This window comes from Cytobacillus sp. C11.1 (assembly GCF_058145115.1).
In genome coordinates, this window is record NZ_CM176935.1 from 4,693,851 (window position 1) to 4,708,070 (window position 14,220).

Genomic DNA, 14,220 nt, shown 5'->3' on the forward strand with positions numbered 1-14,220 from the left:
ATGTATGTATGTATAAATAAAATGAAAGGGAGATTTGCCCAGTTTTAGACAAGTTCAACATCTTGCATGGCTTCCTGCAACAATCTTTTAGAAAAGAGCCTTTTTTATTTTCGTTTTCCTCTGGATAGGCTTATCCACCGAAAAGTACGTGTGTATGTTGTAAAAACCAATTTATTTATTGAACAGCTTATGCTAATATGAAAAGGGATTTAATTATGTTAGAGGTGAAATGGATGAAATTCTTTTGGACATTTTTCTGGACTTTCCTTCTTGTTCAAATGTTAACGTACGTGGTTTCTTCGATGCTTGGAGCGCATTATGATTTTGTAACCGGCAGCATCCTGGCAGTAGGAACATCTATCCTAATTTTTGTTGTTGCTTCTATTATTCCTGAGGGGCAAGCTGGGAAAGAAGGACTTCACTAATCAGAGGCAATTCTGCAAGAGATTATCAGACTTTAAAAGAGTCATCCTGACTGCTGTCAGGATGATTCTTTTAATTTAGCCGGATTTATTTTATCATGAGCTCTATTTTTCCGCTGTCAGCAGAAATAACAACTTCACCATGGTCCTGGATTTGTCCTGCTATTATTTTTCTTGCCAGGGCTGTTTCTACATTTCTCTGTATAAAACGCTTCAGCGGCCTTGCTCCATAGACAGGATCGAATCCGTTTTCTGCAATATATTCCTTTGCGTTCTCATTTATACTAAGCTTAATATGCTTGTCCGATAATCTTGATTTGAGCTCAGTTACTAATTTAGAAACAATTTCTTTTATTTCATTCAGCGCCAAAGGCTTAAACAAGATAATTTCGTCCACTCTGTTTAAGAATTCAGGGCGGAAATGGCTGCGCAAATTCCCCATTACTTTGCTTCTGGTTTCTTCATTTATTTCTTCTCTCTCTGATCGTTCCAGCAGAAAATGAGAACCGATATTGGAAGTCATGATAATGACAGTATTTTTAAAGTCTACTGTCCTTCCCTGCGAATCTGTGATCCGTCCATCATCGAGCATTTGAAGCAGGATATTAAATACTTCCGGATGGGCCTTCTCAATTTCATCCAGCAGGATAACAGAATAAGGCTTTCTTCGGACTGCCTCTGTAAGCTGTCCGCCTTCCTCATATCCTACATACCCCGGAGGTGCCCCAATCAATCTTGAAACAGCATGTTTTTCCATATATTCGGACATGTCGATCCGAATAATTTGCTCTTCACTATCAAACAGTGATTGGGCCAGGGCTTTAGCGAGCTCTGTTTTCCCTACTCCGGTCGGTCCCAGGAAAATAAATGAACCAATCGGACGATTGGGATCCTTTATACCTGCCCTGGCTCTTAAAACTGCGTCAGAAACAAGCTGGACAGCTTCATCCTGGCCAATTACTCTTTCGTGTAAAATGCTTTCGAGCCGCAGAAGTTTTTCCCTTTCTCCTTCTACAAGCTTTGCAACTGGAATGCCTGTCCATCTTGCGACAATGCCAGCAATTTCTTCTTCAGTAACTTCCTCTCTTAAAAGCCTCTCACCTTGATTTTCATTAACAGCACTTTCCAGGTTCCTTAGCTCTTTTTCCAGAGAAGGGATTTTTCCGTGGCGTAGTTCGGCAGCCTTATTTAAATCGTAATTATTTTCTGCTTCTTCCAGTTCTCGGCGCATTTTCTCTAGCTGTTCCCGCTTTTCCTGCACTTTCTGAATGCCTTCCTTTTCAAGCTGCCATTTTGCTTTCATGCTGTTGGCCATATCTTTTAATTCTGCAAGCTCCTTCTGGAGAACAGAAAGCCTTGCTTTGCTTGCTTCATCATTTTCTTTCCTTAATGCAGCTTCCTCAATTTCCAGCTGCATTACTCGCCTTGTTACTTCATCTAATTCAGAAGGCATGGAATCGATTTCCGTTCTGATCATAGCACATGCCTCATCAACTAAATCAATCGCTTTATCCGGCAAAAAGCGGTCTGTAATATAGCGATCGGATAAAGTTGAGGCAGCTACCAGGGCTCTATCGTGAATATTGACCCCATGATGTATTTCAAAACGCTCTTTTAGACCCCTTAAAATGGAGATGGTATCTTCTACATCCGGCTCCTTTACTAATACCTGCTGAAAGCGACGTTCAAGTGCCGGATCCTTTTCAATATATTTCCTGTGCTCTTCAAGTGTTGTCGCACCAATGCAATGCAGCTCTCCTCTCGCAAGCATTGGCTTTAGCATATTCCCTGCATCCATGGCTCCTTCTGTTTTACCTGCTCCCACAATTGTATGCAGTTCATCGATAAAAAGGAGGATTCTGCCTTCGCTTTTTTTCACTTCATTCAGAACAGCCTTCAATCTTTCCTCAAATTCGCCCCTGAACTTTGCGCCGGCAATCAGGGCACTCATATCTAATGCAAAAATGGTTTTGTCCTTTAAGCCCTCTGGAACATCCCTGCGGACAATCCGCTGTGCTAGACCTTCTACTAAAGCTGTTTTACCTACACCTGGTTCACCGATGAGAACAGGGTTGTTCTTGGTTTTCCTTGAAAGGATGCGAATCACATGTCGGATTTCACTGTCCCTGCCGATAACCGGGTCAACCTTTCCCTCTTTAACCTCTGCAACAAGGTCTCTTCCGTATTTTTTCAGTGCTTCATATGTGGATTCCGGATTTTGAGATGTCACTCTTTGATTCCCCCTGATTTCCTTAATGGCATTCTCCACTTTTTCTTTATTGATACCATATGATTTTAAGATTGCTGCAGCGTCCGAGTCTGCTTCTGCAGCTGATGCTATAAAAACATGTTCTACAGACATGTATTCGTCTTCATATTCCTTCATGAATCTTTCCGCTTCTGCCAGGAGGCGCTGCAGTTTACCGGTAATATACAGCTTGCCTTGTTCAGCTCCTGAACCTGACACTTGGGGTTTTTTCCGTAAAACTTCACGCATTTTATTAATGAAAGATTCAGCAGGAATCTGTAATTTAGACAGGATCGATTTAATCAGGTTATCCTCCTGATTCATAAAGGCCAGGAATAAATGCGCTTCATCCACTTCCTGATGATGTTCCCTTGTGGCAATTGACTGTGCATTCATCAATCCTTCCTGCATCCGCTCTGTCATTCGATTTAGATCCATTACAAGACCTCCTTTTTGACCTTCTTTGACCTTTACTTTTATTATAATCCAATTTCTGCATATGTAAAGTTTTCTGCAGTCAAATGCTTTAAGATGGTTAACAATACTTTTAGCCTCCATGAAGTGAGATGTGGCAAGGTGTGACTTGTCCTGATCGGAAATTTAGGTTGGAAGGAGGCGAACAGCGAAAGCGATTTGCCGAAAAGTGAAAGCCATCCACAAATGGGATGGCTCCTGAAGTTTCTTATGCTTTTTCCCCAATTTGCTAATGGCTAATCAGATTTAAGGCTTTCTTTTATATGTCCAGACGCGGTTATGGTTCGAAGCCTCAGGAAATTGGTCTCCGGCTCTTAATTTAAGCATTTGAGGGTTATTGACGTTGCTTCCTGTTTCACCGATTTCAATATAAATTCCATTGTTCGGCGCTTTTTGCCCTGGCTTAAATTGTCTATTTTGCCCCATGCAAATACCTCCTTTAATCTTAAATCATTTTTTATTATTTCCACTCAAGGTTTCCTCATGTGGGTAACTATTGGCATTGGCTTTCCTAATAAGAATTTATTTTCCTTATTTTTGCAATAGGCCTGTTATTACTTTACACATTCGTGCTTGTTATAGTTAAATGAGAAGGTATGAGATTTCATAGTTGGAGGATTTATAAGTGGAAGATTTTTTCTTATTGCTGAAATATTTATTTTTAGGACTATTTCAAGGTTTTACCGAGCCAATCCCGATTTCTTCAAGTGGACACTTGGAGATTGCTGAGTATTTTTTCGGGCTTGAAATTAAAGGCATGAGTTTCGCTTTGCTCGTAAATACGGCTTCACTATTTGCTGTTCTAATTATCTATCGCGAAGATATTATGAGGCTGATACGCAATGGGCTTTCTTATATTACGACGAAAGATAAACGGGCGGAAGCTGACTTTCGATTTATTATTTACTTAATTATTGGAACGATACCTGCAGGTGTAATTGGAATATTATTTGAAGATTTTATTGATGAGAATCTCGCAAGCATTAAAACTGTAGGCATCACACTTATTGTTACCGGTCTTGCGCTGTGGCTAATCCGTAATATGAAGGGCCGCAAGAATGATGCTGAATTATCGGTGAAAGATGCGATTATCGTAGGGCTTGCCCAGGCAGTTGCCCTAATACCGGGCATCAGCCGCTCTGGCGCAACAATCGTTGCGGCAATGGGTCTTGGGATGAAACAGGAAACAGCTTTACGATTTTCTTTCCTGCTGTATATACCCGTAAGTGTCGGCGGTATGATTCTGGGCTTTAACGATATTATTAAAGACCCTAATTTAGCTGACTATGCCTTACCATATACACTTGCCTTTTTTGCATCTCTTATTGCTTCCTACTTCTCCCTGAAGTGGTTTATGAACATTATGGCTAAAGGGAATCTGAAATATTTTGCCATTTACTGTTTTATTGTAGGGCCACTTGTTTATTTTCTGTCTTAATATGCAAAAGCCATCTCCAGCTGGAGATGGCTTTCTTATTATAAAATTTCTGAAAGAACCGCTTTTTGTACATGGAGCCGGTTTCCTGCCTGTTGGAAGACTTCAGAGTTGCTGCCATCAATGACTCCTGATGTGACTTCCTCACCGCGATGAGCAGGCAGGCAGTGTAAAAAGACGTAATCTTTTTTAGCTTTTTGGACAAGATATTCATTAACCTGGTATTGTGCAAAATCTTTAAGCCTTTGCTCATTTTCGGCTTCCTGTCCCATACTCGTCCAGACATCTGTATAAATCGCATCCGCATTTTTAACTGCTTCCTCTGCACTATGGGATACCTTAACTTCAGAACCGCTTTGTGCCGCAAATTCTTTTGATATCTTTAGAACTGATGGGTCTGGTTCGTAGCCTTCCGGACATGCAATCGTGATATTAACGCCCATTTTAGCAGAAGCAATCATCAGTGAATGCGCTACATTGTTGCCATCACCGACATATACAAGACTTTGACCTTCCAAAGTTCCTTTCTTCTCCTGAATGGTTAAAAGATCAGCTAATGCCTGGCATGGGTGGTATAGGTCTGTCAGGCCGTTAATGACTGGAATGGTCGCATGATAGGAGAGTTCCTTAATTTTTTCATGCGAGAAAGTACGTATCATAATTGCATCAACGTACTGCGACAGTACTTTGGCAGTATCCGCAATGCTCTCTCCTCTACCCAGCTGCAAATCCTGGCTATTAAGGTAAAGGGCATGGCCTCCTAGCTGAATCATGCCTGCTTCAAACGAAACTCTCGTGCGGGTTGATGATTTTTCGAGATCATTCCGAGAATTTTGCCTTTAAGAGCGGAAGATGTTTCCCCCTGCAAATGTGCATCTTTTAATTTCTTTGCTTTTTCTAAAAGGCCCTTAATTTCCTCAGACGAAAAATCGGCAAGAGTTAAAAAATCCTTTCCTTTTATATTAAGTCTCTTATCGGCCGCCTGAATTGATATCATAATACGCTCACTTCCTTTATTAGAGATGCTGAATTGTTGTTGCTTTTTGCTTGATGCCAATCCTCGATTGATTGAACATCCCACTCCTCAACTGACATTGATTTCAGGAGTGCAATTAGGGTTTCTTTTTCAGTAAAGGTTAAAATCCTGTTTTTAGTGGCCATTTCCCTCATTCTTCTATCTTTTTCCTGCTGATTAGGATTATATAAAGCAAGCGTTTCCTTAATATCCCATTTATCTTCGTTTTCTTTTAAGTAAACAGCCTCGACTTTTGCTTCTTCCAAATAATCGGAAAGCTCATCAGGATTCAAATCTGCTGCTACAACTACTTTCCTGTTCAAGGTGTTTTTTAATCCTGTATGGAAGGATTTCCTTATGGCTTCTTTATAGCTTGGTGCAAGGGATATACCCTCTCCAGTTGATTTCATCTCAGGGCCGACTTTGGAATCCAACCCTTTCAAAGCGTAATTTGAGAATACCGGATATTTAACACAAACAAATGGAAGGTTCTCAGTGACAGGTATTTCATCCTTCGACAATAAATATTTCCCAAGCAATATTTTTGTCGCAATTTGTACCAGCTGAACACCTGTGACTTTGCTGATAACAGGAACGGTACGGCTTGCCCGCGGGTTTACTTCAAGAATATACACGTCTTCTCCATCAACGATATACTGGATATTCATGAGCCCCTTGTATTGAAGCTTTTGAACAATTGATTTTGCATACGAGAGCATTTTCTTCTGTACATTTTCTGATAAATTCTGGGGAGGAAGAACTGACATGCTATCTCCCGAATGAACTCCCGTTTTTTCAATATGCTCCATAATGGCCGGTACACAAATATAATTTCCATCAGCTGCTAAATCCAATTCAGCTTCTGAAGCATGCATAAATTGGTCGATGAGAATCGGATAAGGGACATCCCCTTTGGTTAAATAGCTTTCCAATTCAGAAACTGATCCAATGCGCTCCATTCCCTTGCCGCCGATTACATATGAAGGGCGGACTAAAATAGGAAAACCAATTTTCTCAACAGCTTCATATAGCTGGTTTTCAGAATAGACGACATCACCTTCAAGACGTGGAATTTCCAAATCATCCAGAAGCTTATAAAAAAGCTTGCGGTCTTCTAATGCATCTATTGTTTTCGAGTTAGTTCCAAGCAAGGTCAGGCCGCATGCTTCCATTTCTGCTGCCAGATTCAGCGCTGTCTGTCCACCCATCTGGACAATTACTTCTGTTATTCCCTCTGCTTCGATAACATTTAAAATGTCTTCAAGTATTAATGGCTCAAAATAAAGTCTGTCAGCAGTTGTATAATCGGTGCTGACCGTTTCAGGGTTGTTATTGATCATGATCGTTTCAACACCAGCTTCTTTCAAAGCAAACACTCCTTGGACGGAACAATAATCAAATTCAATGCCCTGACCAATCCGGATTGGACCGCTTCCGATAATAAGAACCTTCCTTTTATCAGTTTTTACTTGTTCATTTTCACCATAATAGCTTGAGTAATAATAATTGGAATGCGCTTCGAATTCAGCAGCGCATGTATCGACCATTTTGTATGCAGGCAGAATAGCCAAGTCTTTGCGTTTATTCCTGACCGCTTGCTCAGATGTTTTCCATTCCATTGCCAAATATTTATCACTGAACCCTTTTTCCTTAAAAATCTGGAGTTCTTCTTTTGTTGCTTCCTCAAATGTTAAAGCAGCAATGTTATTTTCGAATTTCACAAGCCCCTGGAATAAATTCAGGTAAAAATAATCTATTTTGGTGATGTTATGCAATACCTCCAAAGAATAATCTCTCCGAATTAATTCCATCAAAATAAAGAATCTCTCATCCGTTTGTTTTTTTAGCAATTCTTCAAGAGTTTCGTTTGTTTTAGCGGATAATGCGGGATTCTTGAGGTCAATGCCTTTTCCTTCAAGTGAATGAACTGCCTTCATTAAAGCCCTCTCCAAATTACGGTCGATACCCATTACTTCCCCGGTTGCTTTCATTTGAGTACCCAGCTTGCGGTCTGCAGACGGGAATTTATCAAAAGCCCATTTTGGGAATTTTACAATGACATAATCGAGAGCAGGCTCAAAGCTTGCAAATGTGTCACCTGTAACCGGGTTGATAATTTCGGATAAGTTATACCCTACCGCCAGCTTTGCAGCCATTCTGGCAATTGGATAGCCTGTTGCTTTGGAAGCGAGAGCCGATGAGCGGCTAACCCTAGGATTTACTTCAATCAAATAATAATTTTTACTGTTAGGATCTAAAGCAAATTGAATATTGCACCCGCCAATAATTCCAAGCTCAGATATAATCTTTATAGAAGCTGACCTAAGCATCTGATATTCATCATCCGTTAAGGTCTGCGATGGGGCGACTACAATTGAATCACCTGTGTGGACCCCGACAGGATCGATATTCTCCATATTACAAATAGTGATGCATGTATTCTTTGAATCACGCATTACCTCGTACTCAACTTCCTTAAAGCCCGCGATGCTCTTTTCGATCAGGCATTGATTAATGGCACTTTCTTTTAAGCCGCTCTCCACCAGGGAAGTTAATTCATCAAAGTCCTCGGCTATGCCGCCCCCTGTTCCCCCAAGAGTGTAAGCAGGGCGGATAATAATTGGAAATCCTATTTCACGGGCAAACTGAATGGCATCTTCAATTTCATGGACAATGATGCTTTCAGGAACAGGCTCATTAAGTTCATTCATCAATTTTCGAAATGCTTCACGATCTTCGCCTTTCTTAATTGATTCAATGCTGCTACCCAAAAGCTTCACTCCATAACGCTCCAGAACGCCTGCTTCACTCAGCTGAAAAGCCAAATTAAGGCCGGTCTGACCTCCCAGAGTGGCAAGCAGCCCATCGGGACGTTCTTTGCTGATTATCTTTTCAAGGCTATCAGCAGTCAGCGGCTCAAAATAAATTTTATCTGCAAAAGCCTTGTCAGACATAATGGTGGCCGGATTATTATTGACGAGGATAACCTTATAGCCTTCTTCTTTTAAAGCCGCACATGCCTGTGTGCCTGCGTAATCAAATTCTGCGGCCTGGCCTATAACAATCGGGCCTGAGCCGATCACTAAAATGGATTGGATACTGGTGTCTTTAGGCATAAGCAAAAACTCTCCTATTCTCGGCTTTTATCATGATCATGAATTCATCAAAAATATAATCTCCGTCTGCCGGTCCCGGATGGGCTTCCGGATGGAATTGGACAGTCTGGATTGGCAGCATTTGATGCATTAGCCCTTCAACTGACTGGTCGTGCAGATTTACATATCGTGTTTTAAAGCCTGTAGCTTTTAAGCTTTCTTCATCCACCACATAGCTATGGTTTTGTGAGGACATAAAAACAGTGCCCTTTTTCATATCTGCAACCGGGTGATTTGCTCCCCTGTGGCCGAATGACAGCTTTTTAGTATTTCCGCCAAAAGCCAATGCTGCCAGCTGATGTCCTAGACAGATACCCAATGTCGGATACTGCTCCAGTATTTTTTTCACTTCCGGCAATATGCCTATTAGTTCCTTTGGATCCCCTGGCCCATTGGAAAGCACTACTCCATCAGGGTTTAATTTTTTTATTTCTTCCATTTTTGTGTTAAAAGGAACAGATGTGACCTTGCAGGATCTTTTTAGTAAAGAGTCTACAATTGATTTCTTTGCTCCAAAATCAATTACCACTACATGGTTCTTTCCTTCACCATGAATCTCAATCACTTCTGAAGAAACTTTACAAACCTTTTCATCTTTATGGAGTAGAAATGACTCGGCTCCTGCACTCTCATTTAAGGTCATTTTTGCAGGCATACTGCCTTCTGCACGGATTTTCTTTACGATAGCCCTTGTATCCATATGCCCCATTAAGGGGATGTTCCATTTTTGCAAATATTCCTCCAATGTATAGGCTGATTTATAATGGGAAGGGCTTTTGCTTCCTTCATAGACAATAACCCCGGCCACATGAGGTTTCTTGCTCTCAAAATCTGATTCATTGATCCCATAATTTCCGATCAAAGGATACGTAAAAACTATAATTTGGTCTTTATATGAAGGATCTGTCAAAACTTCCTGGTAGCCTGTCATCCCTGTAAAAAATACGATTTCTCCCTCTATATCCTTTTCAGGCTGATTTGTCAGCCACTGGCCCTTATAAGAATGGCCGCTTTTTAAATGAAGGTAACCTTCCATTATCAACACCTCGAAGTTGTCTGTATATTTATATGAACTTATTAATTTTTATGCAATTGGATGAAAAATAATACAGCCTACACAGCTGATTTAGAGTATTCCAATAGTGTGGATTTAAGAGTTTCGGCCGCTTCATTTATTTCTGCTGCTGTTGCAGTCAGAGGAGGCAGCAAGCGCAATACATTTTCCCCTGCTGGCAAGGCCAGCAACCCCTTTTCCCTTAACTCCTTTAACAAGGATGGAAGATTTACATCTGTTTCAATGCCAATCATCATTCCAAGCTGGCGTACTTCCTTCACCGCTGGGATCGGTTCAAGCAGTTCTGTCAATTTATTAGACAGATAGACGCTCTTTTCCTGCACATCCTTTAAAAATTCTTCCTCAAAAACGGTTTTCAGTGTAGCAATAGCGGCTGCAATGCTGATCGGATTACCCCCGAATGTTGAGCCGTGGCTGCCTGGTCCAAAAACTTCTTCTAATTTTTTCTTCCCAATCACTGCACCGATTGGCAACCCACTACCCAGCCCTTTGGCTGAAGTTATGATATCAGGATCCAGATTAAAATGCTGGAATGCAAAAGCCTTTCCTGTTCTGCCTATACCTGTCTGAATTTCATCAACAATTAAGAGTGCCCCGTTTTCTTTGCATAGCTGTTCAGTTTTCTCAAGGAACTCCTGCGCAGCTATATGAATGCCGCCTTCCCCCTGGACAATTTCAAGCATAACAGCAGCTGTTTCTCCATCTATCTCAGCTTTTAAAGCGCTAAAATCATTAAAGGGAACATATTTAAATGTCTCGAGCATGGATCCGTACCCTTTTTTAATTTTATCCTGGCCTGTAGCAGCCATGGTTGCAAAGGTTCTTCCATGAAAAGACTGCTGGAAAGTGATGAGCTTTTGTCGCCCTGTTGCTTTTCTTGCGAGCTTGATTGCTGCTTCATTTGCTTCAGCTCCGCTATTGGCAAAGAAAACATAATCCATGCCAGATGCTTCTGATAGATATTTTGCGGCAATTTCCTGCTTTTCCTGTATAAACAAATTCGAGACGTGCCAGAATTTATTCAACTGGGTGCTGATTGCTTCTTGTACTGCAGGTGGACGATGCCCTAAATTGCAAACCCCAATCCCCGAGGTGAAATCTAAATAACGTTTTCCGGTTTTATCGATTAAATAACTTCCTTCTGCTGATTCCGGCTCCACTTCCCACCGGCCATATGTCGGGAATAGATAACTCATTTGAAAACCTCCATTTTGGCAGAAACATTCGTACCGACCCAACTGCCATTTTCATAAAACTTATCCTTGCCTGATACGATCATTACACTATTTAAGCCTTTGCTGATTGCCTTCATTGCCGAAGTTACCTTTGGAATCATCCCGCCTGTGATTTTTTCATCTTTTATATGCTGTTCAATTTCTTCTGTATCCAAATGAGGGGAAAGCTTGCCGTCAATGAAGATTCCCTTTACATCTGTTACAAAGATACAATGTTCAGCATGAATGGCGCTGGCAACTGCGGCCGCTGCATAGTCGGCATTAACATTCAGCTTTGTACCATCTTCTGCGGCAGCAATAGGTGTTATGACTGGCAATAGGTCTTCACTGAATAACACTTCAAGAATGGAGCGATTAACACTCGTAATTTCTCCAACCAGACCCAGCTTCTCCTGATCCAAAAACTCCCCTTTAAATAATCCTCCATCGCTTCCATTTACACCTAATGCCTTAAATCCGTGCTTTTCGAGCATGGCGGTTAGCTTGCGGTTTGAATAGCCAGCCAATACCATTTCTGCAACTTCCATTACTTCTGAAGTCGTTTTCCTTAGACCATTTACAAATTCATGGGGCACCTGATAGAGCTCCAGCACTTTGTTGATGGCAGGACCTCCTCCATGTACAAAAACAAGCTGATATCCCTGATTCTTCAGTTCTGACAGACTCTTAAAAAATGAATCTCCCAATTCTTCCATGACACTCCCGCCGCACTTAATGACTATACTCTTCAATTGGCAACCTCCTAAGTACGATAGCTTGCATTAATTTTGACATAATCATAGGATAGATCGCAGCCCCATGCCTTTCCTTTTCCTTCACCCTGATGGAGGTCAACCGAAATTTGTACAGTAGGACTTGTTAAGTATTTTTTTGCTTCTTCCTCTGAGAATGCCTGAGGTTCATTATTTTTTAGCATTATGATTGGGCCGATAGCGATATCGACTGAAAACGGATTAATATTTGCCGGACTCTGCCCGATGGCGCCTATAATCCTGCCCCAGTTTGCATCCGCTCCATAAATTGCCGTTTTGACCAGGTTGGAGCCGACAATCTGTTTGGCAACCATCCTTGCGTCTTCGTCAGTCTCTGTTCCTGATACCTCAACTTCGATTAGCTTTGTCGCTCCTTCTCCATCCTTTGCTATCTGCTTGGCAAGGCTTTCACTTGTTTTTGCAAGCATCTGCAAGAATATATCCCAATCAGGATGATCCGGGGAAAGCTTATCTGTATCGCTTTTTCCATTGGCCATTACTAGCACCATATCATTGGTTGATGTATCTCCATCAACAGTAATCTGATTGAACGTCCGATCAGTAACCTGCTTTAAAGCTGTCTGCAAATGACTGCTTTCTATGTTTGCATCAGTCGTAATAAATGCGAGCATGGTCGCCATATTCGGATGTATCATCCCCGATCCTTTTGCGGAACCGCCCATTGTGACCGTTTTTCCATCGATGACTGCCGCATAACAGCACTTTTTCATCACTAAATCAGTCGTTAAAATTGCTGTTTGAAAGTCTTCTGAATGAACCGTTTCGCTGCCAGGTTCCAGTATCTGAATGCCCGCTTCAATTTTATCCATTTGCATATACTCACCAATAACACCTGTTGAGGCTACCGCTACATGCTGCTCCTTTAAATTGAACTTGCCTGCAGCAGAATTTCTCATTTGATAGGCATCCTTTAGCCCTTGTTCCCCCGTACATGCATTGGCACATGCACTGTTAACGATGACTGCCTGGAGAAGACCTTCCGAAGCAATGCTTTCCTGTGTCACTTTTAGCGGGGCAGCCTGAAAATGGCTTGTTGTATAAACGGCCGCACAATGTGCCGGAGTTTCACTCAAAATAATCCCCAAATCTTTTTTTGAATATCGAAGCCCTGCATGTACGCCCGCTGCAGTGAAGCCCTTTGGTGTAATGATGCTTCCTGAGGATAGTTCTGTTATTTCTGCAGTTTGTGATAATGTTGGCATTTGCTATTCCTCCTTATGGATAGAGCGGAACAAATCCAAGGCCTGCTGCTTCATCCAGCCCGCTCATAATATTGGCATTTTGGACAGCCTGCCCTGCTGCGCCCTTCATTAAATTATCAATCACTGAAACTATTGTTAACCTTCCTGTCCGCGAATCGACATGTACACCTATATCACAATAATTGGAGCCTGCCACTTCTTTTACAGAAGGAAAAGTATTTTCCGGCCGTATGCGTATGAATGGATGTTTCTCGTAGACTGACTGGAATAGCTCAAGAATCTGTGAAGTAGTATATTCTTTTGTTAATTGTACATAGCTAGTTGTCATGATTCCTCTTGTAATTGGGAGGAGATGGGTGGTGAAGGTAATGGGTTTTATTCCGGCATTCCACTTCATGAGCTGCTGTTCGATTTCCGGTGTATGCTGATGCTGGTTTACCTTATACACACGCAAATTTTCATTTGCTTCCGCATAGCTTGAAGTTCTTGAAAGTGACCTTCCTGCCCCAGATACCCCGGATTTGGCGTCCACAATAATACCTGTTGGGTCTATCAAGTTTTCTTTTACAATCGGGGCCAGACTTAACAGTGTCGATGTTGGGTAACAGCCGGGATTGGAAATTAATTCAGCCGCAGCTATTTCATTATGATGCCATTCTGAAAGCCCATATACAGCTTTTTCAACAAGGATTTCGTTAGCAGGCTCGTGTTTATACCACTCAAGATATTCATCTGCAGGAATTCTTAGGTCACCTGAAAGGTCAATTACCTTAATACCCTTCCCCGAGAATTCTTCTGCCAGTTTTCCTGATATCCCTGAGGGTGTAGCCAGAAAGACAATTTCTGATTGCTCTGCAATTTGATCGGGATCAATTTTTTGTAAAGCTTTGTCCATGATTCCGTATAAATGCGGATATTCATTCCAAATGGGGAGGTCTTCCTTCGTTGAATGGATTGATTTTATGTTGAATTCAGGATGGTGCTGCAGGATGCGGAGCAATTCCGCACCTCCATATCCGGTTGTTCCGATAATTGAAACGTTCATAATTGCTCCCTTCCTTGATACAATGTATATTTAATCAATACTATACATATTTATAAATTTATGTTCCTCTTATTATAGAAACTGCAGTAAAAAATTGCAACCTATTTTCCCGAAGTTTTAAACATTCTTAAAATACTGATT

General features: G+C 41.4%; 10 protein-coding genes and 1 pseudogene. 2 read left to right on the top strand and 9 right to left on the bottom strand.

The window, feature by feature from the left end; all coding sequences use genetic code 11:
• Window positions 1-233 precede the first annotated feature (233 nt).
• Window positions 234-425, top strand: a complete 192-nt coding sequence (locus tag AC3ZVC_RS23230; protein ID WP_490068992.1) for a DUF2929 family protein — start codon at window positions 234-236, stop codon at window positions 423-425.
• Between the two features lie 85 nt (window positions 426-510).
• On the opposite strand, the gene clpB is transcribed toward AC3ZVC_RS23230, so the two are convergent.
• Together clpB and AC3ZVC_RS23240 are read right to left on the bottom strand one after the other, a co-directional pair.
• Window positions 511-3,108: an ATP-dependent chaperone ClpB gene (gene clpB / locus AC3ZVC_RS23235; protein ID WP_490065438.1), complete on the bottom strand. Its 2,598-nt coding sequence runs from the start codon at window positions 3,106-3,108 to the stop codon at window positions 511-513.
• A 282-nt stretch (window positions 3,109-3,390) separates the two neighbouring features.
• Window positions 3,391-3,570, bottom strand: a complete 180-nt coding sequence (locus tag AC3ZVC_RS23240; protein ID WP_110065343.1) for a YjzC family protein — start codon at window positions 3,568-3,570, stop codon at window positions 3,391-3,393.
• Window positions 3,571-3,769: 199 nt separating this feature from the next.
• Here AC3ZVC_RS23240 and AC3ZVC_RS23245 point away from each other — a divergent pair, with 199 nt between their 5' ends.
• A complete protein-coding gene (locus tag AC3ZVC_RS23245; RefSeq protein WP_490065439.1) occupies window positions 3,770-4,582 on the top strand; it encodes an undecaprenyl-diphosphate phosphatase in 813 nt (270 codons plus the stop codon).
• A gap of 38 nt (window positions 4,583-4,620) precedes the next feature.
• Here the strand turns inward: AC3ZVC_RS23245 and argF are convergent.
• The 7 genes and pseudogenes from argF to argC all read right to left on the bottom strand — a co-directional run bounded on the left by argF (window position 4,621) and on the right by argC (window position 14,079).
• Window positions 4,621-5,576, bottom strand: a pseudogene (argF, locus tag AC3ZVC_RS23250) (ornithine carbamoyltransferase).
• Complete coding sequence (gene carB, locus AC3ZVC_RS23255; RefSeq protein ID WP_490065440.1) at window positions 5,573-8,710, bottom strand: carbamoyl-phosphate synthase (glutamine-hydrolyzing) large subunit; 3,138 nt, start codon at window positions 8,708-8,710, stop codon at window positions 5,573-5,575. The pseudogene argF and the gene carB overlap by 4 nt, the downstream one beginning before the upstream one ends.
• On the bottom strand, window positions 8,703-9,785 hold the full coding sequence (locus AC3ZVC_RS23260) for a carbamoyl phosphate synthase small subunit (protein WP_490065441.1): 1,083 nt from the start codon (window positions 9,783-9,785) through the stop codon (window positions 8,703-8,705). The genes carB and AC3ZVC_RS23260 overlap by 8 nt, the downstream gene beginning before the upstream one ends.
• A 77-nt stretch (window positions 9,786-9,862) precedes the next feature.
• Window positions 9,863-11,020, bottom strand: coding sequence for an acetylornithine transaminase (argD, locus tag AC3ZVC_RS23265; RefSeq protein WP_490065442.1), 1,158 nt, complete (start codon window positions 11,018-11,020; stop codon window positions 9,863-9,865).
• A complete protein-coding gene (gene argB / locus AC3ZVC_RS23270; protein WP_490065443.1) occupies window positions 11,017-11,790 on the bottom strand; it encodes an acetylglutamate kinase in 774 nt (257 codons plus the stop codon). Before argB ends, argD begins: the two co-directional genes overlap by 4 nt.
• Window positions 11,791-11,801: 11 nt before the next feature.
• A complete protein-coding gene (argJ, locus tag AC3ZVC_RS23275; protein WP_490065444.1) occupies window positions 11,802-13,034 on the bottom strand; it encodes a bifunctional ornithine acetyltransferase/N-acetylglutamate synthase in 1,233 nt (410 codons plus the stop codon).
• Between the two features lie 13 nt (window positions 13,035-13,047).
• A complete protein-coding gene (argC, locus tag AC3ZVC_RS23280) occupies window positions 13,048-14,079 on the bottom strand; it encodes an N-acetyl-gamma-glutamyl-phosphate reductase (protein WP_490065445.1) in 1,032 nt (343 codons plus the stop codon).
• Window positions 14,080-14,220 lie beyond the last annotated feature (141 nt).